The following is a 25,374-nucleotide window of genomic DNA, read 5'->3' on the forward strand; positions in this document are numbered from 1 at the left end:
GTTTTGATCTGAGAAAAGCCATTCGAGAAACGTCGAAACCCCTTCCATGGAGCTTGCCGACATCTTCAAAAGCTTTCCCGGCCCATGTTTTCCTTCACATTGAGAGTTGCTATTCAAAAAAAGTGCCACATCACTTTTCCAAACAACGATTAAACGCATATTTAAAGTGAAATAGGGTCATCGCTATTGGAAATATCAGAAAGTGTTCGATCATAAACAGGCTGCCAATCGAAAGTGCCATGATTGCCAGCGTTACCAATAGGTTATAGTGTTGCGCTTTATGCATGATGCTCAGTGTTTGCTCGTCAATCGCCTGCCGTTGATTGATAAACACTAAAAATACAAAAGCAGACATTAGCGCCAGATAAAATGGAAATAAATAAAACATGGGTACATCGTGTTGAAATTCTGAATGCCAGTCGGCAAACCAGACCAAAACAGTGGCGCTGGCAAAACCATCATGCCAGTCAATTTGCGGGATTTTATTAATGAGTAGACCCAAGCCGGATAAGGCCATTAAGCTAGCGCCGATATAAATCGTTTCCGGCAGTATCAGATAGCCAACCAGAGGATTCTCATTAACGGTGAGATAGCCCAGGGACAAGCAAAGCAATATAAAAATTGGCATAAGCGTTGACGTATGTTTGATTTGAAAAAAAGTCGGAGTCGATTAGTGCGTTCAACTGCATTATGACAGCCTATTCACTTACTTTGAAAAGTCCAGACTAAAAAACAGGTTGACGATTCTGAATTTTAGAATGTTCTTATGCACAGAATGATCAATGGATTGAAATTTAATGATTGCATGGAAGTCTGTCTGTATTAAAAAGTCAATGACAATTTGTAACTTATTGAAATTAAATGGTAAATTGTTATTGTATAAAAAGTCGACAAGTTAACTCATGGCCTTTATAAATGGGGTTCTGAAGGAGTTAATCTGAGTTTATACACAGAGTTATCCACAGGAATTGTGGAAAAAGCGCCAGGTGTTTGATTGTAAAAACGGCATCCGTATGTCAAGCGTTATTGTCGAAATTTTATTGAAATATTGTCGGGTTTTAATCGCCTCGTTATGCAACCAAAATGACCGCCAAATTCATCAGCATGTCTGTTGTGATTACAGATATTTTTGACTGATGGTTCTACTTAATCCGGTCTATATCCAGCTTTGTCAGCCATTGCTTAATTTGATCGCAGAGCCAGCCAGGATCGTCCAGAGGCAAATCATGTCCGGCTGTTGGATGAACAATAATATCGCTGTGTAAGGCACTGGCCAGAGCGGTGTTACAGCTGAAATCGACCAGCTGGTCTGTTTGGGACGCAGCGATTAACACCGGTTGAACGGTGGGTTGGGTCCATCTGAAAGAGGCTGCAGATTTAAGTTGGCGCAGCGTATTGACTTGAGAAACCGGGTGTTCTTCTTGCCATGCCTGCCATTGCTTCAATAATTCAGCGTCTTGCTGATGATGACGGGAGGTCAAGTTCAGATACAGTTGTTCTCGCTGCTTAATGTCCAGACGGACCGGTTTAAACAGTGCCGGATAGGTCTGCCAGCGTAAGCGTTGATAAAACGGTGATAAGGGACTGGCGCTGGCATTGATTAATATTCCACTGGCAATATCTTCCGGAAATCGGATCATCCAATCCAATGTGATCATGCCGCCCATGGAAAGCCCGATAATGTCCATAGGTCCGGTGATGGTCAGTTGGCTACGCAGTGATTGAGTCATGGCCTCTATGCTCAAAGGGCTGGTTTGTTGCCATAACGGGCCATTGCCGGGAATATCGGGGGTTAGAATAGGTCGGCCTGGAAATGATTTGGCCAGGTATTCGGTGAAATCACCCCAGTATCGGCTCTCCCTGGCTAATCCTCTCAACAATAGAAAAGGTCTGTTTGTCATATTTTGTGCTCCATGTTAGGGAGGGCGGGGCATGTATAACTTTAGGATGAAAATTGCCCATTAAAGTGAAAACTTGCAAGGCTTTTTTTTAAAAGCAGGCATCAGATTGAAATAATGGGTTAAAACCGACAGGCAATAATAATGATCAGCAGTAAAGTACTTTCCCGTTTGAGTAAAAGCTGATAGCTTTACAGGCCTATTGATTTTCTATTCACTTGGTTTAGGAGCTTACGATGAGTTGGAGAGAACGCAAACATGAAGAAGTTTATTCAGATCAAGAGGTACAAAAACGCATAGAGGATGAATTGCCGCACTGGTATCTGGAAAATGGCTGGATTCGCCGTAAATATAAAACCAGTGGCTGGAAATCAACGCTGATGGTAGTCAATACGGTTGGACATCTGGCAGAAGCGGCGTTTCATCATCCGGATTTGACCGTGTCTTATGCTTTTGTGATTGTAAAGCTCATGAATCATGCGGCAAAGGGCATTACCAATAAGGATTTTGAATTGGCGAGAAAAATTGAAGACGTGATTATGTGGCAACCGGGAAAAGAGGAGGTTTCGAGTCTTGAGGGAACGCCTGATGATCCTCGCTTTAAGTACTTAAAATACGATTAATTAAAACGGTAATCACCCTGCATAACCCGTTGAGTATTGATACCAAGAAATTTCACTATGGACTCCCACAAGCATAATCTCAGTCATTGGCGGCATGAGCACGATTTTTTACATTTTAATGCCAAAGGAGAAAGACGTACCCGGCTAGTGCTGGTCTTGACTGCCTTGACCATGATTGTGGAAATTGTAGCCGGGCTCAGCTTCAACTCCATGGCTTTATTGGCAGACGGCTGGCATATGGGAACGCATGTTGCCGCGTTTATGATCACCATCTTTGCCTATCGGTACAGCCGTATTCATGCGCATGATCAAACATTTGCCTTTAGTCCGGCCAAGGTTGGCGTATTAGGCGGCTTTGCCAGTTCCATCGCGCTCGCTGTGGTTGCCGTCATTATGATGATCGAGTCCATTCAGCGATTTTTGGATCCTTTTGATATCCGTTTTGACGAAGCTATTTTGGTCGCATCGTTCGGCTTGTTAATCAATGTGATTTCCGCCATTTTGTTGAAGGATGGTCACCATCATCACGGCCATGATCATGCACGGGATCACGATCACAACCCAGGCAAGGATCACCATCATCATGACCACAATTTAAAAGCCGCCTATCTGCATGTTTTAGCGGACGCTTTGACCTCGATTCTCGCGATTATTGCTCTGGTTGCCGGTAAATACTACGGTTGGGTTGGTCTGGATCCTTTGATGGGCCTTGTCGGAGCGGCCGTCATTCTGGTTTGGGCGTATTCGTTGATTAAAGAGACGGGGCCTGTCCTGGTCGATGAAAGTATTGATGATGCCTACAAAAGAAAAGTCATAGAAGCGATAGAAAGAAAGGCAGGTAATCGGGTGACCGATCTTCATATCTGGAGGATGAGTTCTGGGCATTATGCGATGATCATGGCTATTGTGACGCGCTATCCCAAATCTCCGACTTACTACAAGAAATTATTGAGTAAATTTCACAAGCTGGATCACATGACGATTGAAATCAACCTCTGCAAAGGTGATCAATGTTTGCCTGATTAGCATCCGTTAAGTTAAACGTATCTTGTAGGAGTGGGTTATGCCCGCGATTTAACCAGATTAGGTCGCGGGCATTGGCCACTTCTACAATACTGCCCATCAATTCATTGCGATGACCTTAACTTAAGGCATTGTTCGTGTTAGTAGTTGAAAGTACATTAACACCGTCATTCCGGTATGGATTGTCGGAACCATTAGGCCGGGTAAGCGAATCCTTGTAATCAGGAGGTCAAAGTCCGATGCTATCCATGCCTTTTGGACCCAGGCAGCCGAGTCGGGGCGATACCAACTATTTACGTGAACAATGCCTAATTTAACTGCGTTGGTTCTGGAGGAGATAATATTTCTGGCTGGATTAAACGGTCAATGAGACCCGCTTTGTGCTTAGGATTTAAGCCAAAAAACATGCAGAAGGTCAATGTCAATCGCCAAGCTGTTCGTACTGAGTGTGTCGAAGAACAAGAAAACAGCATAAAGGTAGTGCTTAACCAGCAAACGATGAAACCTGAAATGTGCGGAATGAGTTACTTGGCACACAGCCCTATCACTCGTGCTGGCGATGGTGATCAATTAGCTTTTATCGGTTTGTTCGTGGATTTCTACTTGAACATTGGGTAACTCGGCGGTATTTTGGTTTTGCGTTTGATCCATTGGTATTCAAAGAACAGTGGTGTTTTTCCGGCATTTTATATCAGGCTTCGTTTTCGGTTTTCTGGCATTCTATATGTTGTGGTCTCCACGGGAAATCTGGACGAGCCCTAATTTATCAAGTTATTTTTTCTCGAAGACATTGCCATTAGCGAGCCAACGGAAATCTGAAAATAAAAACAGCTCCGCCTCCATCGTTATTGGTCATTTCGATATGCCCGCCATGACCGCATGCAATGGCTTGTGAAAGCGCCAAACCAAGACCCGCTCCGGCAACATGGGTCGTTGAAGCAATCGAACCACGGTAAAATCTCTCAAAGATTCGTTGCTGTTCATCCTGCTCGATACCCGGTCCGTTATCGGAGACGCTGAGTTCCCCCAAGTTTTCAGTAAGTGCCAAATGCACCGAAATGCGGCCACCCTTTGGGGAAAATTTCACAGCATTATCCAGTAAATTGGTCAAGATTAGGTCAACCGATCCATAAGCCATATTGGTAAAGATCTGAGGCACCGATTCTACGATGATTTGCACATCGCGCTTTTCGGCCATCGACTGGATACGCTTTATTGTCGCTTCGATAATCCTATTTATACAAATCGTTTCTCTCGAGTCGCGTTCCAGGCCGGCATCCATGCGAGCAAGGACCAACAGTTCCTCGACAATCAAGGTCAATCGTTCAACTTCATCCATGCAGGATTGTAAGGTTTCTTGATATTCCGGCGCATCGCGGGGACGGCGTAAACTGATTTCAAGCTCCGTGCGCAACCGTGATAGCGGCGAACGCAATTCGTGAGAAGCATCAGCGGTGAATCGACGTTGTACTTCAAAGCTACGTTCGATGCGATCGAGCATTTCATTCAAGGTGTCGACTAATTTTCCGATCTCGTCGCGACTTCCCGGATGCGGTAAGCGTTCGCTCAAATTGGCTTCATTGATGTACTTAGCTCGTTGAACGATATTTTCAATCGCCTGGAATGCCTTGCGGGTCAACGATACCCCGACACAGCCGACTGCTACGAGTAAACCGAGCGTCATCATCATGAAAAGCAGGTTGGCGACATTCAATAAATTGTGAACATCGTCCAGCGATCCGGCAACTTGAACAATTACGGGAGTATCCAACCGATCGATCGGCATCGAGACCATACGCACAGGTTCGTCGCCAAACGAGAACAGTGTTTCAAAGACAGTTTCCTTGCTCGCGAGCATTGACAGTAGGTTTATCGGTGCCGGTAATTGCGTACTCCCTAAGTTAGCGCTCTGGGCCAGCACCTTTCCCTCTCTATCGATGACCTGTATCAGGCGGTCGATACGAGCAAAAGAGAGTCTGTCGGAATCCGACAAAATGTCGTTAAACTTGATGTGCGGGTGCAGACTTGACGTCAACACCGCTGCTTCCGTTTCAGCGACAGCCAACAAAGCCGCATCGAGTTGATTATGCACTGCTCGGGAGAGCATCCAGTAAGCGGAAAAGCCACAGCTTGCCAGGATAACGACGATAACGACCAGGTGACTCAAGATGAGTCGCGTCCTAAATTTAAGCATCGTCGGTATCGCTTGTTGTCAGTCGAAATCCACGGCCGCGTATCGTGTGAATGAGTTGCGTATTGCCCGGACGATCGATTTTCCGGCGCAAATTTCGAATATGGGCGTCTATCAGATTGTCCAGACCGATATGTTCGTTGTTCCAAAGCGATTCGGCAATATTGTTTCGGCTTACCACTCTTCCAGCGCGACGCATCAATATTTCCAGAATGGCATATTCCTTTTGGGTCAAAGTGATAATTAACTCGCCCCTAGTCGCCCGATGCGATTGCATGTCCAAGGTAAGGTCTGCAACCTTAAGGCTAGTCTGTCGACTAATGTCCGAACGGCGCAATAAGGCGCGGGTTCTCGCCAAAAGTTCTTCGTACGCAAACGGTTTAATCAAGTAATCGTCAGCGCCTGCGTTGAGCCCTTCGACCCGGTCTTGCAATGCATCGCGCGCGGTGAGCATCAAAATCGGTAAGCGTTCGCCTTGTTGCCGAAGCTCTTCACACCAAGCAACACCCGACTTGCCCGGCAAAAACCAATCCAAAATGATCAAACGATACTCCTGCATGCACAGGTACTGTTCGGCTTCCTCTACCGAGTATGCCGGATCGACTGCAAAACCTTCTTCGGCTAGGCCGCGTACTAAAAGACCGGACGCTTTTCTATCGTCTTCAACCAATAAAATACTCATTCGATAATCGTCATTTTGGCGTTATTGATCCGCTCAGCTTGATTTCAAAAACCGATTAACAGTTTACCCTGTGTCATTTAGTAGAGGGTAATTCTGAAGAAAAATTCAGGATTGGCAGGCTTGTAGATTGCTATCATAAGACAAGTTCAATTCAAAGAATCTTCAATGGAAAGCCATAGTCGATATTTCAAACAACAACTCAATCAACTGAGCGTGATTCGTTTGCCTACTGTCAGAAACGCCTCTTAAACGAGGCGTTCTTCTGCTCCCGTGCATGCGAATTGACGCATGCTTTAGGAGAAAGTCATGACATCCGCTATTGTGCACCCTGCTTTGCGCCGCGCAGTCAATCGCAACGATATCGAACAACTTCGTGGATTTTTGGAAGACTTTCATGAAGCCGATATTGCCGATATATTGCAAGAAGAATCGACGGCAGGCGCTTGTGAGATAGTGTCTTATCTATCCCCCGATCGACGCGCCGCAGTATTCGGTCATTTGCCTCCTTTCTGGCAGGAAAAAATGGTTGCTGAACTTTCCGATCAAGATCTGTCTGGCTTACTCAAAGATATCGATGCCGACGAAGGCGCCGATCTGCTTCATGTTATCCCCCAAGAAAGACACGCCAGCATACTGCGTTTGGTTGCCCGTAAAACACGCGAAGATTTACTCAAACTGGCGAAACATAAAGAGGGAACGGTCGGCGCTATCATGACTTGCGATTATGTCACGGTTTCAGCCCAAATGACTATGGCAGAGGCGCTCGACAACGTTCGTAAGACAGCACCAAATGCTGAGATGATTTATCAAGTCTATGTGGTCGATTCCAAACATCGTTTAAACGGTACGATATCGCTGCGAGAGTTGATTCTTAATCTTCCGAAAGCGGTGGTCAAGGATATCATGACCACCGAACTGGTTAGTATTGGCGTGTTTTCGAAGCAGGAAGAGGCCGCCAAAATGATCAGCCGTTACGATTTATTGGCTCTACCCGTTGTCGATGATGATAAACATTTGGTCGGCATCGTCACTTACGATGATGCCATGGATGTTGCAGAGCAAGAAGCGACTGAAGATATGCACAAAGCAGCAACGATTAGCCCTGTAAGCAATCTGCGTCACGCCAGCTTATTGACCCTTTATCGTAAGCGGATTGTTTGGTTATTAGTATTAGTCTTCGGTAACTTGTTCTCAGGTGCAGGCATCGCTTATTTCGAAGATACAATCGCCGCTTATGTTGTGTTGGTATTTTTTCTGCCTTTATTAGTCGACAGTGGGGGTAATGCAGGCTCTCAAGCTGCAACACTGGTAATCAGAAGCTTGGCAACCAACGATATTCATTTGAAAGACTGGGGGCGCATGTTAGGCCGTGAAATTATTGTCGCTCTTAGTTTGGGTCTTACAATGGCTGTCGCGGTGTCTTTGATCGGTTTTCATCGAGGAGGAGCCGACATAGCTCTGATTGTAGCACTGAGCATGCTCGGTTGCGTTCTGGTCGGTAGCCTAGTGGGCTTGTCGTTACCTTTCCTATTGACACGAATTGGTTTAGATCCGGCTACTGCCAGCGCTCCCTTGGTAACAACCGTCGCTGACGCCGTAGGAGTTGTTATTTATTTTTGGATCGCCACATCGATATTACCTATACCGGCATCTTAATCGCTTTAATTCTTTTCTAAATAAATCCCTTTATGAATGTGCTGTATCGCAAGAAACAGCTACGTCTTTAATTTTTTATCGCTATTTTGGAGAAATGCCATGAAATTGCTCAATCTTATTGAAAATAGTAAAAATAGATATGTTTTGAATGGTAAATCCTATTTGTTTGCCACGGCCTTGAGCCTGATTGCCGATGAAGCGGCGGCGGTACGTCCTTTCGTAACCGATGATGCGCGAATTACCGATGAAGGCCAAATCGAAGCCGAAACTTGGCTTGAAACAGGCTATGTCAACGGTGTTTGGTCCCCTTTTCCGGCATACAATATCATGATAGGCACATCGGTCAACCAGTGGTTGGAGCTGATTGCTGGTGTAGGTGTCGGACGCGATAGCGATGATGAACTGACCTATTCCAATCCCGCCTTTCAAACCAAAATATTGTTCAATAAAGCGCAAATCGACAGCATAATGCCAGGATTCGCGCTTGGTGCCGGCGCGACATTCGACACTGGGCGTGGAGATATGCATGATGTTGGCAGTAATTATTACATCATCGGCATGTCGACTTGGCGTTTTGCCGGTGATAAATTGATCTTGCATACCAACTATGGTGCTCGGATAGATAGAGAGCGGGGCGGCCCGCAGCGAATCACGCCTTATTGGGGAATCGGTTACGATTTGGAAGCCTTTCATCCGGAAGTTCGTTTGATCGGCGAAGTATTTGCCGGCGACCCTTTGATTTTGAATGCACCCAAGTACGCGTCGCAGTTTGGCATGCGCTGGTTACCTACCGATCACTTGAATTTCGATGTTACCTTCGGTTTACAACCCGAATTGGACGATTGGCGTAATGAAACGGGCCGACTGGAGTTTGCCGGTCAAATAGGCATTAGAATGTTGTTTGATGTTTTCACGCAGGGAGGAAAACCGGGGCGCGCGGACGGTGCGGATGGCTTATTTGGTAATCCAGGTTATTAAACTCGAGTTTGGCTGACAATAGTGGTGCAATGACAGCTTTAAAAAGCACAGGCCAGGGAGCGCCTTGTTGTGAATCGATGAAAAAAATTCCCAGCCCGTGCGTGTGTTTGCCTGATTTGATCCTGACCTCGTCACCGATGAGTAATCAGGTTCCTTTCGTTTCCACAGTGCGTGCGGCTTTACAAGTTGCCAACGCAGCCGTGGCCAGTCAATCTTTTCTTTAAAAAAACGTTGTAGCTTCCGGAAACTGCCACCTTTTGCCGTTCAGCGGGATATGCCCAGCATTGGTCCTCGAGGAGATAATCTTTCTGACTGGATTAAACGGTCAATCAGACTTGCTTCGTGCTAAGTATTTAATCCAAAAAAACTTCCTGAAGTCACACCGCCACTCTGCAAGCAGTTTGTGCTGAGCTTTTAGAGGCATGCAGGCATTTAATCGATATCAAGGACCTCAGCAGCTTCATCAGCCATGAAACCATGCACTGCTTTAGTCGGATGTATGCCATCCCAAAACAAATAGGTATCAGGTTTCTTGCAGGCAAAAGGCGGCTTATTTGGCGTTACGCAGGCTCGATCAATTGTGGTGATGCCATAATTACTCGGATTGGCGATAATATTATTCAACAAGGCATAAAGATCCAGCGTCCTTATATCAGCATCAGGCAGGCCAAAATTTAAACCGACCTGCAACAGGGCCAGTGCGTCGTTGAAGCCCCCGGCTAGAAGATTTGCTGAATTTGCGATATTAAGGTCAGGGTATAAATAATTCAGGGTTTGGATAGCGGGTGTTTGTCCTATGGCAGGGACATTAACCAATAAAAATTTTCTGGCCCCTCTGAAATATAGCGATTGAATAGTAGTGTTAATTTGGTCAATCGCTTCGGTGATAATGGCCACTGGGTCTTGAGATACCAAAGCATCACGGACATCATTTCCTCCCATTTCAATCACCACGAGCGCATTGGCCGATGTTGTAGTGAAGTCAGCCAGATACTCATCCAATTGGTTTGCCAGATTAAAACGGCACGGATATTCGGATGCCCTGGCGCCTCCGACTGCATAATTGCTGGCTTTTAATCCGGGGTTTCTTAATGCCGGACGAACATTGCCTGATAATCCCCGGCCGCGTGCCAGTTGTTCTATCCAGGTGGCACCATTGGTTACATGATGGCCGCCTCTGGCGTAAGTGCCATCCGGGATTACCAATTCGTCCAATGAATCATAAGGCGGTACGTTGGCCGGGGTACCCACCTCGCAGCTTTCGTCAAATCCAAAAGCATAAGGGTCGGACAGCAAGACGAAGCCATTTCCCGGGTCGCTTAAGCTGGTTCCGAAAACCACGATTCTGTCGAACGGTTTCTCCTGTGCAAATGAAGCAAATGATAGGGCCAGACATGAAACTAATAATGTCAGGGTTCTGTTAATGTACGACCAATTTATAGCTTTCATATAAACCTCTTCTTTATTATTGTTATTAATAAGTACGGTGGTTTTTTGATGCAATTATTCCTTGCTGATTTTTTTTCTTATTCAGTGTGGGTTAGGGTTGTATGTATTTCGCAACCCAACAATTTAGGCCATGGTCTTGCCCTTTTGGCTATCACCAACCACAACCTACAAGGTGCATCACTATTGTTTTGTTGCTCCGGTGAATAGTTACGGTGATTTGTTCTTATTCAAAATTAGGGCAAAAAAAAGCCGGACTGCCCCATGCAACCTTGACGAAGGTCACCTTCGGCAGTCCGGCTTTCCTATGGTCAGGATCCGCGACTTTCTGTCCCTATTTTACAATAGGTTTGGCGTTGTTATTTTTGATAACTAGACCATAAAAATATTGGATTTTCAATAGAACAAATAAATCAAAATGTTTCTATGCCATCTGATGAAAACCTGAGTTCTCAATCCTGTGCTTCTTAATCTGCTCCAGAGATAGGGTTTGTTTTGTCAAAGGTGCTTTAAATCAAAGGTTTTTAGATACATTGTTTCCTTAAATTACAGCCAATAAGCATGTCAGACGAAAATTGTTAATGAATTTATACGGATAATCTCGTAAAATTTGACAGATTTTTATATTTTCAAACGGGATGTGCCGATTGGCTCATCCCGTTTTGCACATTTGAGGTGACTGATTTTGAGTAATCCTGCATTACTGGTATTGGAGGACGGGACTGTCTTTAAGGGGGCATCCATTGGTATCGATGGTTGCTCAACGGGAGAAGTAGTTTTTAATACATCGTTAACGGGTTATCAGGAAATCCTGAGCGATCCGTCATATGCAAGGCAAATAGTGACATTGACGTACCCGCATGTGGGTAATGTGGGTACCAATGCCGAAGACAACGAGTCTGCTCAAGTATTCGCCAGCGGTTTGGTGATCAGGGATTTACCTCTTTTAGCCAGTAACTGGCGAAGCGAAAAAACATTACAACGTTACTTAATCGATAATCATGTTGTTGCCATTGCCGATATTGATACCCGCAAGTTAACTCGGTTGCTGCGCGATAAAGGGGCTCAAAATGGCTGCATCATCGCCGGCGAAACCGTTGATGAAGACGCGGCAAAGCAGGCAATCAGTCAGTTTCCAGGTTTAAAAGGCATGGATCTGGCCAAAGTCGTGAGTGTCGATCAATCCTATGAATGGCGGGAAGATATCTGGGCGCTGGAATCCGGTTACAGCCAACGCAGCGATCTGTCTTACCATGTGGTGGCGTACGATTTCGGGATCAAGCGCAATATCTTGCGTTTACTGGTCAACCGGGGTTGTCGTGTCACGGTTGTGCCCGCTCAAACGCCTGCCGCTGAAGTATTGGCAATGAAACCGGACGGTGTGTTTTTATCGAATGGCCCTGGCGATCCGGAGCCCTGCACTTATGCGATTGACGCCATCAAAACCATTCTTGACCGGAAAGTACCGGTATTCGGTATTTGTTTGGGGCATCAGTTACTGGCACTGGCCAGCGGCGCGCAAACCGAAAAAATGAAATTTGGCCATCATGGCGCCAATCATCCGGTGCAGGAATTAGCAACAGGCAAGGTTATGATCAGCAGTCAAAACCATGGCTTTGCGGTTGATGAGGCCAGTCTTCCCGCGCATTTAAAACCCACTTTCAGATCACTTTTCGACGGCAGTTTACAAGGCATAGAACGCACTGATTGCCCTGCCTTTGGCTTTCAGGGGCATCCTGAAGCCAGTCCGGGACCTCAAGATGTGGAATTTTTGTTCGATCGTTTCATCCAAATGATGAAACAGGCCTCTTCGCACTAAACCCCACGCAACAGACTTAATTAAAACAATGCCAAAAAGAACTGACATTAAATCGATTTTATTACTAGGCGCGGGTCCCATTGTTATCGGACAGGCGTGTGAGTTTGATTATTCCGGCACACAAGCGTGTAAAGCGCTTCGAGAAGAAGGGTACCGGGTCATCTTGGTCAATTCCAATCCGGCAACCATCATGACCGACCCGGATATGGCCGATGTCACTTACATTGAGCCTATCGACTGGCAAACGGTGGAGAAAATCATAGAAAAAGAGCGTCCGGATGCCGTATTGCCGACCATGGGCGGTCAGACCGCATTAAATTGCGCGCTGGCACTGGATAAGCACGGTGTTCTGGAAAAATACGGTGTCGAAATGATTGGGGCTACGAAAGAAGCTATCAACATGGCAGAAGATCGTGAGTTATTCAATCAGGCGATGGGCCGTATCGGGCTTGAAGTGGCGAAATCTAAAACCGCACACAGTTTGGAAGAAGCTTTGGCTGCTCAGTTGGAAGTGGGTTATCCGACGGTTATCAGGCCTTCTTTTACCATGGGCGGCAGCGGCGGAGGGATTGCCTATAACAAGGAAGAGTTCCTGGAAATTTGCGAACGGGGACTTTATCTGTCGCCTACAAACGAATTGCTGATCGAAGAATCGGTGTTGGGCTGGAAAGAGTTCGAGATGGAAGTGGTGCGCGATTCCAAGGATAACTGCATCATTGTCTGTTCTATTGAAAACTTTGACCCTATGGGGGTTCATACCGGCGATTCTATTACGGTTGCACCGGCCCAGACTTTAACCGATAAGGAATATCAGATTTTGCGGAATGTCTCGCTTGCAGTGCTGCGGGAGATAGGTGTCGACACCGGCGGTTCCAATGTTCAGGTTGCTATTAATCCTGAAGACGGGCGCATGGTGATCATCGAAATGAATCCACGAGTATCGCGTTCATCGGCGCTGGCCTCAAAAGCAACCGGTTTTCCGATTGCCAAAGTCGCTGCCAAATTGGCGGTTGGCTATACGCTGGACGAATTGAAAAATGAAATCACAGGTGGCGCAACACCGGCGTCATTCGAGCCGTCCATTGATTATGTTGTTACCAAAATACCTCGATTTACGTTTGAAAAATTCCCCGATGCCGATGACCGTCTGACCACTCAAATGAAGTCGGTAGGTGAGGTCATGGCCATTGGCCGGACTTTTCAGGAGTCTTTACAGAAAGCTATTCGAGGTCTTGAAGTCGACAAAACCGGTCTGGATGAAATCGTCGATTTAAATGCTGACGATGCATTGGAAAAAATTCAGCGCGAACTCAGGCATCCAGGCGCGCATCGGTTATGGTATCTAGCCGATGCATTTAGAAAGGGTATGACGCTGGAAGAGATTTTTTCAGCGTGCAAAATTGACCCCTGGTTTCTCGCGCAAGTTGAGGATTTGGTCATTGCTGAAAAATCTTTATCGGCCAAAACGCTGGCAACCATGGATGACGGTGAATTGTACAAGCTAAAAAGAAAAGGATTTTCAGATGCCAGAATTGCAAAATTATTGGGTGCCACCGAGTCGGAAGTGCGCAACGTGAGGCACAAAAAAAACATCCGTCCGGTTTATAAGCGAATCGATTCGTGCGCGGCCGAGTTTTCATCCGATACGGCCTACCTGTATTCGACATACGAGGAAGAATGTGAGGCGCGTGTTACAGACAAAGAGAAAATAATTATTCTCGGTGGCGGGCCAAACCGGATCGGTCAGGGTATTGAATTTGATTATTGCTGTGTCCATGCTGCGTTGGCATTGCGTGAAGACGGTTACGAAACAATCATGATCAATTGTAATCCTGAAACCGTTTCTACCGATTTTGATACGTCAGATCGCTTGTATTTTGAGTCTTTGACCTTGGAGGATGTGCTGGAAATCATCCATCTGGAAAAACCGAAAGGTGTTATTGTTCAATTCGGCGGGCAGACGCCATTAAAGCTGGCTCGCGCACTTGAAGCTGCCGGCGCGCCGATAATAGGCACGTCGCCCGACTCCATCGATCTGGCTGAAGACAGAGAGCGCTTCCAAAAGTTACTGGAGCGATTGGGTTTGCGCCAGCCTCCGAATGCAACGGCGCGTTCGGTAGAACAAGCCATCAATTCAGCTCGTGAATTGGGGTATCCCTTGGTGGTCCGGCCTTCTTATGTCTTGGGCGGGCGAGCCATGGAAATCGTATTTAACGAAGAAGGTTTGCAGCGTTACATGAAAGAGGCGGTCAGTGTATCCAATGACTCGCCTGTTTTGCTGGATCGCTTTCTTGATGATGCGGTGGAAATGGATGTCGATGCGATTTATGACGGAGAGCGCATTTTGATCGGCGGCTTAATGGAGCATATCGAGCAAGCCGGTGTGCATTCCGGTGATTCGGCGTGTTCACTTCCACCCTTCGATCTGGCCCCGGAGTTACAGGATCAGTTGCGCGAACAGGTTGAAAAAATGGCGGAAGCCTTGGGTGTTATTGGCCTGATGAATACTCAGTTCGCCATTCAGGGTACCGATGTTTACGTGCTGGAGGTTAACCCTAGAGCCTCCAGAACAGCGCCTTTCGTATCCAAGGCGACGGGTTACCCGCTGGCGAAAATTGCAGCGCGCTGCATGGCCGGCAAAAGTCTGACAGAGCAGGGCGTCACTGAAGAACGTATCCCCAGCTATTTCTCTGTCAAAGAAGCTGTCTTTCCCTTCGTTAAATTTCCCGGTGTTGATCCTTTGCTGGGACCTGAAATGAAGTCCACCGGCGAAGTCATGGGAGTCGGAAAAACTTTTGGTGAAGCCTTTGCAAAATCGCAAAGGGCAGCCGGAGTGGATCTGAATCTAAGCGGTAAGGTGTTAATCAGTATTCGCGATGCAGACAAGCCTAAATTGCCGGAAATTGCCCGATTGTTAGTGGCAAAAAATTATGAGATTGTTGCGACCCGGGGTACGGCCAGAGTCATCAAGGAAGCGGGAATACCTTGTGAAGAGGTTTTTAAGGTCAACGAGGGACGGCCCAATACGGTTGACATGATAAAAAACGATCAGATTCAATTGATTGTTAATACCACCGAAGGCAAAAAAGCCATTAACGATTCATTCACCATGCGGCGTGAAGCCTTGCAGCACCGTGTCGCTTATTATACGACAATGGCCGGTGCGAAAGCGGCGTGTTGTGCCTTGGGTGAATTGAGTGCCGGGAGTGTTTCCTGTCTTAAGGATTTACATAAGACTTTTGAATAAAGCGCGTCTTTGCATTATTGCTGAAGATGATCGATAAGTTAGGATCAGGCATCTGATAGCTTTGCCTTTTATTGGTTTTCATTGTGAAAGGCGGTTTGATTTTCAGGTTATTTGAGCAATTCTCAATTTGAAGAAAAAAAGGGTCGGGAGGAAGCTTTTTGAGGATGCCGGCAGCAGGGATGCAGTTGTCAAGCCTCCATGGAAGGGTTTGCTTTCCTCGAAAGTCTTTTCCCTGCCCAACATGACGCTGAAAAATATCGAACTGGGAATTGCTGGGTTATTTGTTGTGTGTTTCTAAAATGATAATTCCGGTTTAAAGCAAAAAATAAAATCGGAACGAAATTGACTGGAGTTGTTTATAAATGAATAAAGTACCACTGACTATTGTCGGAGCAGAAAAACTGCGTGCTGAATTAGAGGAATTGAAATCGGTTGTAAGACCAAGAATCATTGCTGCAATTTCGGATGCCAGGGCTCATGGTGACTTAAAGGAAAATGCCGAATACCATGCGGCCAGAGAGCAGCAAAGTTTTGCAGAAGGCCGGATTGCAGAAATTGAATCCAAGCTTTCAAATGCGCAAATCATTGATGTGACCAAGTTGGATGCGAATGGCAAAGTTGTTTTTGGTGCAACTGTCGAGATTGAAGATGCCGATACCGGTAAAACAGTGGTTTATCAGATTGTCGGTGAAGATGAGGCCGATATAAAAGCAGGGCGCATTTCAATCGGCTCGCCCATTGCGAGAGCCATGATAGGCAAAGAAGCCGGTGATACGGTCATCGTCAAAGCACCAGGCGGGGATGTTGAGTACGAAGTCATCTCCATTCAGTATATCTAGTCAGATGTGACAGGCGAGGGAATGTGATTCCCTCGCAAAGACTTATTTTTTGGGATTTAAACGATAAATGACCAAAATCTGCCCGATACTTTGAATAAAGTTCGCGCCGGTTCTAGTGCAGATGGATTCCTGAATACGAACGCGCTCTTCGCGTTCGGCGCGAATCTTGACTTTGATGAGTTCATGACTGTCTAAAGCGAGTTCGATTTCAGCCAGGACAGCTTCTGTTAATCCGGATTGACCTATCATAATGACAGGTTTCAAGCTGTGGGCTTGAGCCTTTAGCTTCTTTTTGTCGGCTGCGATCACTCTTAATTCCTTCGTAAAAAAGGCGAAATAATACACGAATTCAACAATGGCACGAAGCAAAAGCAGCAATCAGTGGTTACAGGAACATTTTCATGATGAATATGTCAAACTGGCTCAACAGCAAGGATGGCGCTCCAGAGCAGTGTTCAAGCTTATTGAAATTCAGGAGAAGGATCAACTGATCAAGCCTGGGATGAATGTCATTGACTTGGGCGCTGCTCCAGGCGGATGGTCTCAATATGCCAGGCAGATTCTTGGCAAGAAAAATAAAATTGTGGCTTTAGATATTTTGCCCATGACGCCGCTCGAAGGTGTTTCGTTTATTCAAGGTGATTTTCGCGAAGAGGCTGTTCTTGACCAGTTGCACGAAGTGCTGGAAGGTGCTCCTGTTAGTGTGGTCCTATCCGATATGGCGCCGAATATGAGCGGTAATAAAGGCGTTGACTTGCCCCGCGCAATTTATTTGTGTGAATTGGCATTAGATACAGCCCGGACAGTGTTAATGCCCGGAGGCGGTTTTTTAGTCAAGGTTTTTCAGGGTGAGGGCTTTGATGAGTTCTATCGTGATGTGAGCAGTTCTTTCTCAAAGGTAGTGGTCAGAAAGCCAAAAGCCTCGCGGCCTCGCAGTAATGAAGTTTATATTTTGGCTAAAGGGTTTAAAAAATGAAATACAGAACCATATCATGTCTAGAGTCAAAATAATAAGATTGTCAACCAATAACGAGGGCCGGGAATGACTATTCCTGTTATAATGCCAACGATTAATACAAAAGAGGACCGTTCCGGTCAGGGGCGAAAAGTTTGAACGATATGCTTAAAAATGTAATTTTGTGGGTTGTCATCGCTGTAGTGCTGATGTCAGTTTTCAATAACTTCGCGCCACAAGGAGCTAAAGGCGACGCCTCGCTGTCTTACACACAGTTTATACAAGCTGTAAAATCAGGGCAGGTCCAGCACGTTATCATTGATGACCGTGTCATCAAAGGCAAAATGCAAAGCGGTGAACAATTTAGATCTTACGCCCCCAATGATCCCCACATGGTTGATGATCTTCTGGAAAACGGTGTTGAGGTTAAAGCCGTTCCGCCTGAGCAACCCTCTTTCCTGATGCAGTTATTGGTGTCATTCGGCCCGATTTTGCTGCTGATCGGTGTTTGGGTGTTTTTCATGCGCCAGATGCAGGGAGGCGGAGCCGGAGGTAAAGGTGCGCTTTCTTTTGGCAAAAGCAAAGCGAAAATGCTTGAGGAAAATCAGATTAAAGTCACCTTTGCCGATGTTGCCGGGTGCGATGAAGCCAAGGAAGAAGTCAAAGAAATGGTCGACTTCCTCAAAGATCCGGCCAAATATCAGAAACTGGGCGGCAAAATTCCACGCGGCGCACTGATGGTCGGACCTCCGGGAACTGGAAAGACCTTGCTTGCCAGAGCGATTGCCGGTGAGGCAAAAGTGCCTTTTTTCAGTATTTCCGGTTCCGATTTTGTAGAAATGTTTGTCGGTGTCGGCGCTTCGCGCGTTCGGGATATGTTTGAGCAGGCTAAGAAACATGCGCCATGCATCATATTTATCGATGAAATCGATGCCGTTGGCAGGCAGCGTGGTGCCGGCTTGGGTGGTGGACATGATGAACGTGAGCAAACCTTGAATCAACTGCTCGTTGAAATGGACGGCTTCGAAGGTAATGAAGGAATTATTGTCATTGCCGCAACCAATCGTCCGGACGTTTTGGACAAAGCTTTGCTCCGTCCAGGCCGATTTGATCGTCAGGTGACTGTGGGGCTGCCGGATGTGAAAGGCAGAGAGCAGATACTGAACGTGCACATGAAGAAAGTGCCTGCGTCAGACGATGTTAAAGTCAGATATATTGCTCAGGGCACGCCCGGTTTTTCAGGGGCCGATTTGGCCAATCTGGTGAATGAGGCCGCATTATTTGCCGCCAGGACCAATAAAAATACGGTCAGCATGGGCGACCTTGAAAGCGCAAAAGATAAGTTGATCATGGGTGCAGAACGCCGCTCCATGGTGATGAGTGAAAAAGAAAAACGTATGACGGCTTATCATGAAGCAGGTCACGCGATAGTTGGAAAGACTGTTCCTGAACATGATCCTGTTTATAAAGTCAGTATCATGCCGAGAGGTCGCGCTTTGGGTGTGACCATGTTCTTGCCTGAAGCCGATCAATACAGCGCCAGTAAATGTAAGCTGGACAGTATGATTTCCAGTCTTTTTGGCGGCCGTATTGCCGAGGATATGATTTTTGGCTGGGAGCAAGTCAGTACCGGCGCATCCAACGATATCGAAAGAGCCACAGAACTGGCAAGAAACATGGTTACCAAGTGGGGATTATCCCAGCGCTTGGGGCCTTTGGCCTACAGTGAAGAGGAAGGTGAGGTTTTTCTTGGCCGGTCCGTGACGCGTCATAAGTCAGTGTCCGAGGAAACGTCGCATACGATTGATGAGGAAATCAGGTCTATTATCGACAAGAACTATGCGAGAGCTGAAGAAATTCTGAAAGAGAATATCGACATTCTTCATTCAATGGCCGAAGCATTAATTAAATATGAAACCATTGATAAGTATCAGATAGATGATTTGATGCAGCGCAAACCTGTGGGTCCGCCCAAAGGCTGGGGCGACTGGGGTCATCTGGACAAGGATGGGAAAGAAAGCCAAAGTTCCTCGACTGATAAACCCGCTGATTCAGTCGGCGATCCAGCCGAAGGAAGCCACTAAAAAGGCAGTTTGTTGCAGTTAATTAAATAGCTGTCATTGAAAAAAGCTTGATCAAACAAAGGAGCGGTGATTATTTTCACGGCTCCTTTTTTGTTTTATACGCCTCTCGATACTACAATTTCCTCAGTGTAAACCTGTTCAAAATGCCTAGCTAAAGCGCAGTTGTGTCTTTCAGGATCAAGGTTTGTCGGGTTGCGATTTTTTAAAGATAATTTATTTCAGAATAGGCTTGAACGATGAAGGAAAAAAAATATTTTGGAACCGATGGAATTAGGGGCAAAGTGGGTGTGCCGCCAATTACAGCAGATTTCATGCTCAAGCTGGGCTGGGCGGCAGGACGCGTATTTGCGAACGAAGGTCATGGCTTTGTGCTGGTCGGCAAAGATACCCGCATTTCCGGATACATGTTTGAATCAGCGCTTGAAGCAGGCCTGACCGCCGCCGGAGTCGATACTCGGTTATTGGGCCCCATGCCCACGCCGGGTATTGCCTATTTGACCCGAACTTTAAGGGCTCAGGCGGGTATTGTAATCAGTGCTTCGCATAATCCTTACTACGATAACGGCATCAAGTTTTTTTCTGTTCAAGGCACCAAGTTGCCCGACGAAATAGAGAAAAAAATAGAAGGTTATATAGATTCCCCGATGACTACAGTGGAGTCATCGGAACTAGGCAAAGCTAAAAGAGTGGACGATGCTGCCGGCCGTTATATCGAGTTTTGTAAAGGCACCATACCCACGTCTATGGATTTTAATGGCATGAGAATTGTCGTGGATTGCGCAAACGGAGCGACTTATCATATAGCCCCGCATGTGTTCAGCGAAGTCGGTGCGGAAGTTGTTTCAATCGGTGTCGATCCTGATGGCTTGAATATCAACGAAGAATGCGGCGCAACCAAGCCGGATAAACTCGTGGCGGCCGTTCAGGCCTACCGTGCCGATTTAGGTATAGCGCTGGATGGCGATGGCGATCGTTTGATCATGGTTGATCATAAAGGCGAGATCGTTGACGGTGACGAATTGATCTATATCATTGCTAAGTCAAGGCTCAAAAGCGGACATTTAACAGGGCCCGTGATTGGGACTTTAATGACAAATCTGGGAATGGAGCACGCATTGAAAGACCTCAGTGTGCCCTTGTTTCGTGCTAATGTCGGAGATCGTTATGTCTTGGAAATGATGACGAATAAGCAAGGTATTTTGGGCGGTGAAAATTCCGGGCATATTATCTGTCTGGACAGGACGACGACAGGCGACGGGATTGTTGCAGCGCTTCAAGTGCTGGCTGAAATTCATGTTACCGGAAAATCATTACACGAGCTGAAATCAGGCATGCAGAAATACCCTCAAGTATTGATCAATGTCAAAACCGCTGAAAAAATTAATCCTGATACCCACGAAGGCTTGCAGAAATCAGTCAAGGACGCTGAGAAGAAATTAGGTAATACCGGTCGTGTATTGCTGAGATCATCGGGGACTGAACCTTTGATTAGAGTGATGGTGGAAGGCAGCAATGAAACGCTGGTCAATGAATTGGCACAGTATCTGGCTGATCAAGTTAGGAACGCAATCGGTGCTTGAATTAGTAAAGTTATGCATATATGATACCCAGCTTATTTTCGCCGGAGAGGAAAATGCGTCGTAAACTAGTAGTTGGAAATTGGAAAATGAACGGTTCTAAAGAAATGACCGCGTCATTATGTAAATCCATAATTTCAGGATTAACTCAAACAGGAGCGGATATCGCGGTTTGTGTACCCTATGTTTATTTATCTGACGCTGCAAACGCGCTTAAGGGAACTCATCTTCAGCTGGGTTCACAAAACGTGGCAGACCAGACATCAGGCGCTTATACCGGCGAAATTTCGGCAGCCATGCTTAAGGAATTTGATTGCACCTATGCAATCGTCGGCCATTCTGAACGCAGATCTTACTATGGCGATTCCAACGAATCAGTGGCTGCGCGTTTTTGCCAGGCTCAAAAACAAGACATCCTGCCGATTTTATGTGTCGGTGAAACGCTTGAACAACGTGAAAATGATCAGACGTTCAGCGTGATTGACGAACAACTGGATGCAGTTCTGGCGGCAGCCGGCATTGAAGCATTTAAAAGTGCTGTAATTGCTTATGAACCCGTCTGGGCGATCGGTACCGGCAAAACGGCATCCGATGAGCAAGCACAAGAAGTTCACAAATACATTCGTGAACGCTTTGCCAAACAAAACCCTGAAATAGCCAGCAACTTGCAAATATTGTACGGTGGCAGCGTAAAAGCTGATAATGCCAAAGGTTTGTTCGCTATGGCTGATATTGATGGTGGTTTAATTGGCGGAGCTTCTTTGGATGCTGAAGGTTTCTTAAAGATTTATCAAGCGGCTAATTAATCGTTATGTATCAAGCTATAATCGTTATTCATGTATTACTGGGCCTGGGTGTTATAGGCTTGGTTTTAATGCAACAAGGGAAAGGTGCGGACGCAGGTGCTGCTTTTGGTAGCGGCGCATCAGGCACTATTTTCGGAGCTCAGGGAGCCGCTTCCTTCTTATCAAGAACGACAGCGATCTTGGCGTCATTATTCTTTATCACCAGTTTAGGACTTGCTGTTTTAAGCGGTAAGACAACTGAAGTAAAAGATCTGTTGGACATGCCCGAAGCAGAAATATCCGAAGTACCAAATCTAGGGCCTAAATCAGCAACTGATACTCCGGTTCCTGTTCCGGCTGAACAAAATCAATTAGATGTACCGGCCTCTCAATAAGCTGGTAATCCGCTAAACTGAATTCAAGCCGATGTGGTGAAATTGGTAGACACGCCATCTTGAGGGGGTGGTGACGCAAGTCGTGCCGGTTCAAGTCCGGCCATCGGCACCAATCAGGGGTTTTTTTAACAAGCCCAAAGAAGTACAGAAACCCGCAAGTTGAAAGGCTTAGCGGGTTTTTTATTGTCCATAGAAAACGAACAGGGATGGCGCCCTGATGCAATAGAAAGGCAACTAGCCCATTAGGCTGATGCTGGCCCCATATTTACCTGAACATCCAAACCGCAAATCCTAGAGACACCCATGGCTTTATCCTGAAACGAAATCAAAGACCGCGCTCTAAAATTCTCCCGTGAATGGATAGATGAATCTTCGGAAGATGCCGAGGCAAAATCATTTTTAGATGCCTTTTTTAATGTGTTCGGCGTTCCCCGTAAGCGGGTTGTCACCTTTGAAAAACGCGTAAAAAACTCGATGGCCGGGACGGTTACATTGATTTGCTGTGGAAAGGGATTTTACTTGTTGAGCATAAATCACGCGGCAAGGACTTATTAACCAAGCAAAGGACTATTTTCCCGGCCTCAAGGATAGAGATACGCCCCGATATATTCTGGTTTCCGACTTCGAGCGGTTCCGACTCTATGACCTTGAGGAAGACCAGCAACACGACTTCACCCTGAAAGAGTTTTACAAAAACATCCGGCTGTTTGGCTTCATCGCCGGGTATCAAACTACCTCTTTCAAGGAACAGGAAGCGGTTAATATCAAAGCTGCTGAGCGCATGGGGCGACTGCATGACAAGCTTAAGACCGTGGGCTATGAAGGTCACGAGTTGGAGGTGTATCTGGTACGGTTGCTGTTCTGCCTGTTCGCGGAAGACACCAGCATATTTGAACGTAGCCAGTTTCAAGAACTCATCGAACAAATTACGGCAGAAGACGGCCGCGACCTTGCTCAATGGTTGGCGAATCTATTTGAGGTGCTGAACACACCCCGCGATAAGCGGCTTAAATCGCTGGATGAACAGCTAGCTGCCTTCCCCTATGCCAACGGCAACCTTTACGCTGAACGGCTCAGCACGGCTTCCTTTGGCCGGGAGATGCGGGACATGCTGTTGGAAGCTTGCGCCCTCGATTGGAGCCTGATTTCTCCCGCCATATTCGGAGCGCTGTTTCAATCCGTCATGGATAAAAAACAGCGCCGTGATTTGGGAGCGCATTACACCGGCGAGCAAAACATTCTCAAGCTCATTCGCCCCCTGTTTCTGGACGAATTGCGGGCAGAGTTTGAACGGGTCAAGACTAGCGCTAAAAAACTTTATGAGTTTCACCAGCGCCTCGCCAAGCTCAAGTTTTTCGACCCGGCTTGTGGTTGCGGCAACTTCCTTGTGATTGCTTACCGTGAATTACGCTTACTGGAGCTGGAGATTTTGCGCGTTCTCTATGGCCAGTCTCAGTCGCTTTCACTTGACGTCGGCGAGTTTAATATCCTGTGTGACGTTGACCAGTTTTACGGAATCGAGATTGAAGAGTTCCCGGCACAAATTGCGCAAACCGCGCTTTGGCTGATGGATCATCAAATGAATATGCTCGTCTCGGAAGAGTTCGGCAGTTACTTTGTTCGTTTGCCGCTCAAAAAATCGGCAACTATCATGCACGGCAACGCTTTACAAGTAGACTGGCGGGACGTGGTGAAACCCTCCGAGCTAACTTATATTCTTGGTAATCCGCCGTTTGTGGGTTACAGCTACCAGAGCAAGGAACAAAAAAATGATTGTGCGCGGGTTTTCCATGACGTTAAGAGCACGGGAGTACTAGATTTTGTCGCTGCGTGGTATCGCAAGACGGCGGACTATATGGCCGATAATCCAACCATAAAAGCCGCGTTTGTCTCTACCAATTCCATCACCCAAGGAGAACAGGTCAGTGTGTTGTGGTCGGACTTGCTGCGGCGCGGGGTGAAAATCCATTTTGCACACCGCACGTTTCAATGGTCGAGTGAAGCGCGGGGCAAGGCTGCCGTGCATTGCGTCATCATCGGCTTTGCCCTGCATGATGCGGCGGACAAGCGGATTTTTGACTATGAAACCTCGCAAGCTGAAGCCCACGAGGTCAAAGCTAAGAATATCAACCCGTATTTGGTGGATGCGCCTAGCGTATTACTCGAAAAACGCCGCAAACCATTGTGTGAAGGTGTGCCGGAAATGGCAAATGGTGGTAAACCTACCGATGGCGGCAACTTGCTGTTAAACGATGCTGAAAAAGCGGCCTTGTTACAAGTTGAGCCGCAAGCGGCACACTGGATACGGCCTTTCTTGATGGGTGATGAGTTTATCAATTCCATTTCTCGCTGGTGTTTGTGGTTAAATGGCATTTCACCTCACGAGTTACGAACCCTGCCGCATATAATGCACCGAGTGGAAGCTGTAAAAACCATGCGTTTAGCTAGCCCCAAGTTACCGACCCAAAAGCAGGCGGAAACTCCTTATTTGTTTGGAGAAATACGACAACCGACTTCACCGCGTTACTTAGCAATTCCAAAAGTTTCTTCAGAGCGTCGCCGCTTTATTCCGATTGGTTACCTTGATGCTGAAGTGGTGTGTGGTGATAAAATTTTCATCATATCGGATGAAAGCCTCTACAATTTTGGCATTTTAAACAGTACCCTTCACAACGCTTGGATGCGGAGCGTTTGCGGTCGCCTTAAAAGCGATTACAGTTATTCAAACACCATCGTTTACAACAATTTCCCCTGGCCGGAAAACGCGACCGAGAAGCAAAAGCTCAGCATCGAGGAGGCCGCGCAGGCCGTCCTTGATGCCCGCGCTAAATATCCCAACTCGTCCCTTGCTGACCTTTACAACCCGTTGACCATGCCCCCGGAATTGGTCAAGGCACACCACAAACTTGATTCAGTCGTTGACGCGGCTTACTCCAAGAAAAAGTTTTCCGGTGATAGTGATCGGGTGGCCTTCCTGTTTGAGCGATACCAGGAATTAATCGACGAAGGGAAAACAAAGCCGAGCCGTAAAAAATCTAATTAGTGTCTGAAAGAAAACTCAATTTTTTATAATTTCGCCGTTGCTTTGATGACGATTTTCCGGGAATTTTGCCTTCAGATCGAACGCTCAGACACGCTGATTGCGTCTAATTGAGAAACATTCCTATTTGCGCCGA

General features: G+C 46.6%; 22 protein-coding genes, 1 tRNA gene, 1 pseudogene and 1 riboswitch. Of the genes and pseudogenes, 18 read left to right on the top strand and 6 right to left on the bottom strand.

Annotation, left to right across the window (positions count from 1 at the left end):
* Positions 1-130: 130 nt before the first annotated feature.
* Both Q7V32_RS16280 and Q7V32_RS16285 read right to left on the bottom strand, forming a co-directional pair.
* A complete protein-coding gene (locus Q7V32_RS16280) occupies positions 131-628 on the bottom strand; it encodes a hypothetical protein (RefSeq protein ID WP_304898032.1) in 498 nt (165 codons plus the stop codon).
* A gap of 514 nt (positions 629-1,142) precedes the next feature.
* Positions 1,143-1,901: an alpha/beta fold hydrolase gene (locus tag Q7V32_RS16285; protein WP_304898033.1), complete on the bottom strand. Its 759-nt coding sequence runs from the start codon at positions 1,899-1,901 to the stop codon at positions 1,143-1,145.
* A 233-nt stretch (positions 1,902-2,134) separates the two neighbouring features.
* Here Q7V32_RS16285 and Q7V32_RS16290 point away from each other — a divergent pair, with 233 nt between their 5' ends.
* From Q7V32_RS16290 to Q7V32_RS16300, 3 genes are all read left to right on the top strand, one after another.
* Complete coding sequence (locus tag Q7V32_RS16290; RefSeq protein WP_304898034.1) at positions 2,135-2,521, top strand: 4a-hydroxytetrahydrobiopterin dehydratase; 387 nt, start codon at positions 2,135-2,137, stop codon at positions 2,519-2,521.
* A 57-nt stretch (positions 2,522-2,578) separates the two neighbouring features.
* Positions 2,579-3,547 carry a CDF family Co(II)/Ni(II) efflux transporter DmeF gene (gene dmeF, locus Q7V32_RS16295; protein WP_304898035.1) on the top strand — a complete coding sequence of 323 codons (969 nt, stop codon included), beginning with the start codon at positions 2,579-2,581 and terminating at the stop codon, positions 3,545-3,547.
* Between the two features lie 402 nt (positions 3,548-3,949).
* Positions 3,950-4,162, top strand: coding sequence for a hypothetical protein (locus tag Q7V32_RS16300; protein ID WP_304898036.1), 213 nt, complete (start codon positions 3,950-3,952; stop codon positions 4,160-4,162).
* Between the two features lie 178 nt (positions 4,163-4,340).
* On the opposite strand, the gene Q7V32_RS16305 is transcribed toward Q7V32_RS16300, so the two are convergent.
* Together Q7V32_RS16305 and Q7V32_RS16310 are read right to left on the bottom strand one after the other, a co-directional pair.
* Positions 4,341-5,738, bottom strand: coding sequence for a cell wall metabolism sensor histidine kinase WalK (locus tag Q7V32_RS16305; RefSeq protein ID WP_304898037.1), 1,398 nt, complete (start codon positions 5,736-5,738; stop codon positions 4,341-4,343).
* A complete protein-coding gene (locus tag Q7V32_RS16310; protein ID WP_304898038.1) occupies positions 5,731-6,417 on the bottom strand; it encodes a response regulator transcription factor in 687 nt (228 codons plus the stop codon). The genes Q7V32_RS16305 and Q7V32_RS16310 overlap by 8 nt, the downstream gene beginning before the upstream one ends.
* A gap of 306 nt (positions 6,418-6,723) precedes the next feature.
* Between Q7V32_RS16310 and mgtE the strand changes: the two genes are divergently transcribed.
* From mgtE to Q7V32_RS16325, 3 genes are all read left to right on the top strand, one after another.
* Positions 6,724-8,073, top strand: coding sequence for a magnesium transporter (gene mgtE / locus Q7V32_RS16315; protein ID WP_304898039.1), 1,350 nt, complete (start codon positions 6,724-6,726; stop codon positions 8,071-8,073).
* 99 nt (positions 8,074-8,172) lie between these two features.
* Positions 8,173-9,051, top strand: a complete 879-nt coding sequence (locus Q7V32_RS16320; RefSeq protein WP_304898040.1) for a hypothetical protein — start codon at positions 8,173-8,175, stop codon at positions 9,049-9,051.
* Between the two features lie 29 nt (positions 9,052-9,080).
* Positions 9,081-9,275, top strand: a complete 195-nt coding sequence (locus Q7V32_RS16325) for a hypothetical protein (RefSeq protein ID WP_304898041.1) — start codon at positions 9,081-9,083, stop codon at positions 9,273-9,275.
* Between the two features lie 208 nt (positions 9,276-9,483).
* Here Q7V32_RS16325 and Q7V32_RS16330 read toward each other — a convergent pair whose 3' ends face one another.
* Positions 9,484-10,500 (bottom strand): SGNH/GDSL hydrolase family protein, encoded by a 1,017-nt coding sequence (locus Q7V32_RS16330; RefSeq protein WP_304898042.1) that lies wholly within the window; start codon positions 10,498-10,500, stop codon positions 9,484-9,486.
* Positions 10,501-10,784: 284 nt separating this feature from the next.
* Positions 10,785-10,862, bottom strand: a riboswitch (cyclic di-GMP riboswitch).
* Between the two features lie 320 nt (positions 10,863-11,182).
* Between Q7V32_RS16330 and carA the strand changes: the two genes are divergently transcribed.
* The 3 genes from carA to greA all read left to right on the top strand — a co-directional run bounded on the left by carA (position 11,183) and on the right by greA (position 16,402).
* Positions 11,183-12,316: a glutamine-hydrolyzing carbamoyl-phosphate synthase small subunit gene (gene carA / locus Q7V32_RS16335; protein ID WP_304898043.1), complete on the top strand. Its 1,134-nt coding sequence runs from the start codon at positions 11,183-11,185 to the stop codon at positions 12,314-12,316.
* Positions 12,317-12,344: 28 nt separating this feature from the next.
* The gene (gene carB / locus Q7V32_RS16340) at positions 12,345-15,563 is read left to right on the top strand and encodes a carbamoyl-phosphate synthase large subunit (RefSeq protein WP_304898044.1); all 3,219 of its coding nucleotides are present in this window, start codon (positions 12,345-12,347) and stop codon (positions 15,561-15,563) included.
* Between the two features lie 362 nt (positions 15,564-15,925).
* Complete coding sequence (gene greA, locus Q7V32_RS16345) at positions 15,926-16,402, top strand: transcription elongation factor GreA (RefSeq protein ID WP_304898045.1); 477 nt, start codon at positions 15,926-15,928, stop codon at positions 16,400-16,402.
* 42 nt (positions 16,403-16,444) lie between these two features.
* Here greA and yhbY read toward each other — a convergent pair whose 3' ends face one another.
* Positions 16,445-16,711 (bottom strand): ribosome assembly RNA-binding protein YhbY, encoded by a 267-nt coding sequence (gene yhbY / locus Q7V32_RS16350; protein WP_304898046.1) that lies wholly within the window; start codon positions 16,709-16,711, stop codon positions 16,445-16,447.
* A 46-nt stretch (positions 16,712-16,757) separates the two neighbouring features.
* On the opposite strand from yhbY, the gene rlmE reads away from it, so the two are divergent.
* The 9 genes and pseudogenes from rlmE to Q7V32_RS16390 all read left to right on the top strand — a co-directional run bounded on the left by rlmE (position 16,758) and on the right by Q7V32_RS16390 (position 25,241).
* Complete coding sequence (gene rlmE / locus Q7V32_RS16355) at positions 16,758-17,378, top strand: 23S rRNA (uridine(2552)-2'-O)-methyltransferase RlmE (protein ID WP_304898047.1); 621 nt, start codon at positions 16,758-16,760, stop codon at positions 17,376-17,378.
* A gap of 143 nt (positions 17,379-17,521) precedes the next feature.
* Positions 17,522-19,441 (top strand): ATP-dependent zinc metalloprotease FtsH, encoded by a 1,920-nt coding sequence (gene ftsH, locus Q7V32_RS16360; protein ID WP_304898048.1) that lies wholly within the window; start codon positions 17,522-17,524, stop codon positions 19,439-19,441.
* A gap of 236 nt (positions 19,442-19,677) precedes the next feature.
* Positions 19,678-21,021, top strand: coding sequence for a phosphoglucosamine mutase (gene glmM / locus Q7V32_RS16365; RefSeq protein ID WP_304898049.1), 1,344 nt, complete (start codon positions 19,678-19,680; stop codon positions 21,019-21,021).
* Between the two features lie 53 nt (positions 21,022-21,074).
* Entirely contained in the window at positions 21,075-21,824 is a 750-nt protein-coding gene (gene tpiA / locus Q7V32_RS16370) for a triose-phosphate isomerase (RefSeq protein ID WP_304898050.1), read from the top strand.
* A 5-nt stretch (positions 21,825-21,829) separates the two neighbouring features.
* On the top strand, positions 21,830-22,198 hold the full coding sequence (secG, locus tag Q7V32_RS16375) for a preprotein translocase subunit SecG (protein WP_304898051.1): 369 nt from the start codon (positions 21,830-21,832) through the stop codon (positions 22,196-22,198).
* 27 nt (positions 22,199-22,225) lie between these two features.
* Positions 22,226-22,310, top strand: a tRNA-Leu gene (locus Q7V32_RS16380).
* 248 nt (positions 22,311-22,558) lie between these two features.
* Positions 22,559-22,753, top strand: a complete 195-nt coding sequence (locus Q7V32_RS20855; protein ID WP_370691474.1) for a hypothetical protein — start codon at positions 22,559-22,561, stop codon at positions 22,751-22,753.
* A gap of 55 nt (positions 22,754-22,808) precedes the next feature.
* A pseudogene (locus Q7V32_RS20860) lies at positions 22,809-22,946 on the top strand (type IIL restriction-modification enzyme MmeI); the annotation flags it as partial.
* A gap of 63 nt (positions 22,947-23,009) precedes the next feature.
* Entirely contained in the window at positions 23,010-25,241 is a 2,232-nt protein-coding gene (locus Q7V32_RS16390) for a DNA methyltransferase (protein WP_304898053.1), read from the top strand.
* Positions 25,242-25,374 lie beyond the last annotated feature (133 nt).

This window comes from Methylicorpusculum sp., from assembly GCF_030651835.1.
In the GTDB taxonomy this organism is placed as follows: Bacteria; Pseudomonadota; Gammaproteobacteria; order Methylococcales; family Methylomonadaceae; genus Methylicorpusculum.

What these genes read in the sequence shown, in the direction of transcription:
- Q7V32_RS16280 (WP_304898032.1), bottom strand. Translation starts at nt 628, where the DNA reads ATGCCAATTTTTATATTGCTTTGCTTGTCCCTGGGCTATCTCACCGTT.
- Q7V32_RS16285 (WP_304898033.1), bottom strand. Translation starts at nt 1,901, where the DNA reads ATGACAAACAGACCTTTTCTATTGTTGAGAGGATTAGCCAGGGAGAGC.
- Q7V32_RS16290 (WP_304898034.1), top strand. Translation starts at nt 2,135, where the DNA reads ATGAGTTGGAGAGAACGCAAACATGAAGAAGTTTATTCAGATCAAGAG.
- dmeF (WP_304898035.1), top strand. Translation starts at nt 2,579, where the DNA reads ATGGACTCCCACAAGCATAATCTCAGTCATTGGCGGCATGAGCACGAT.
- Q7V32_RS16300 (WP_304898036.1), top strand. Translation starts at nt 3,950, where the DNA reads ATGCAGAAGGTCAATGTCAATCGCCAAGCTGTTCGTACTGAGTGTGTC.
- Q7V32_RS16305 (WP_304898037.1), bottom strand. Translation starts at nt 5,738, where the DNA reads ATGCTTAAATTTAGGACGCGACTCATCTTGAGTCACCTGGTCGTTATC.
- Q7V32_RS16310 (WP_304898038.1), bottom strand. Translation starts at nt 6,417, where the DNA reads ATGAGTATTTTATTGGTTGAAGACGATAGAAAAGCGTCCGGTCTTTTA.
- mgtE (WP_304898039.1), top strand. Translation starts at nt 6,724, where the DNA reads ATGACATCCGCTATTGTGCACCCTGCTTTGCGCCGCGCAGTCAATCGC.
- Q7V32_RS16320 (WP_304898040.1), top strand. Translation starts at nt 8,173, where the DNA reads ATGAAATTGCTCAATCTTATTGAAAATAGTAAAAATAGATATGTTTTG.
- Q7V32_RS16325 (WP_304898041.1), top strand. Translation starts at nt 9,081, where the DNA reads ATGACAGCTTTAAAAAGCACAGGCCAGGGAGCGCCTTGTTGTGAATCG.
- Q7V32_RS16330 (WP_304898042.1), bottom strand. Translation starts at nt 10,500, where the DNA reads ATGAAAGCTATAAATTGGTCGTACATTAACAGAACCCTGACATTATTA.
- carB (WP_304898044.1), top strand. Translation starts at nt 12,345, where the DNA reads ATGCCAAAAAGAACTGACATTAAATCGATTTTATTACTAGGCGCGGGT.
- greA (WP_304898045.1), top strand. Translation starts at nt 15,926, where the DNA reads ATGAATAAAGTACCACTGACTATTGTCGGAGCAGAAAAACTGCGTGCT.
- rlmE (WP_304898047.1), top strand. Translation starts at nt 16,758, where the DNA reads ATGGCACGAAGCAAAAGCAGCAATCAGTGGTTACAGGAACATTTTCAT.
- ftsH (WP_304898048.1), top strand. Translation starts at nt 17,522, where the DNA reads ATGCTTAAAAATGTAATTTTGTGGGTTGTCATCGCTGTAGTGCTGATG.
- glmM (WP_304898049.1), top strand. Translation starts at nt 19,678, where the DNA reads ATGAAGGAAAAAAAATATTTTGGAACCGATGGAATTAGGGGCAAAGTG.
- tpiA (WP_304898050.1), top strand. Translation starts at nt 21,075, where the DNA reads ATGCGTCGTAAACTAGTAGTTGGAAATTGGAAAATGAACGGTTCTAAA.
- secG (WP_304898051.1), top strand. Translation starts at nt 21,830, where the DNA reads ATGTATCAAGCTATAATCGTTATTCATGTATTACTGGGCCTGGGTGTT.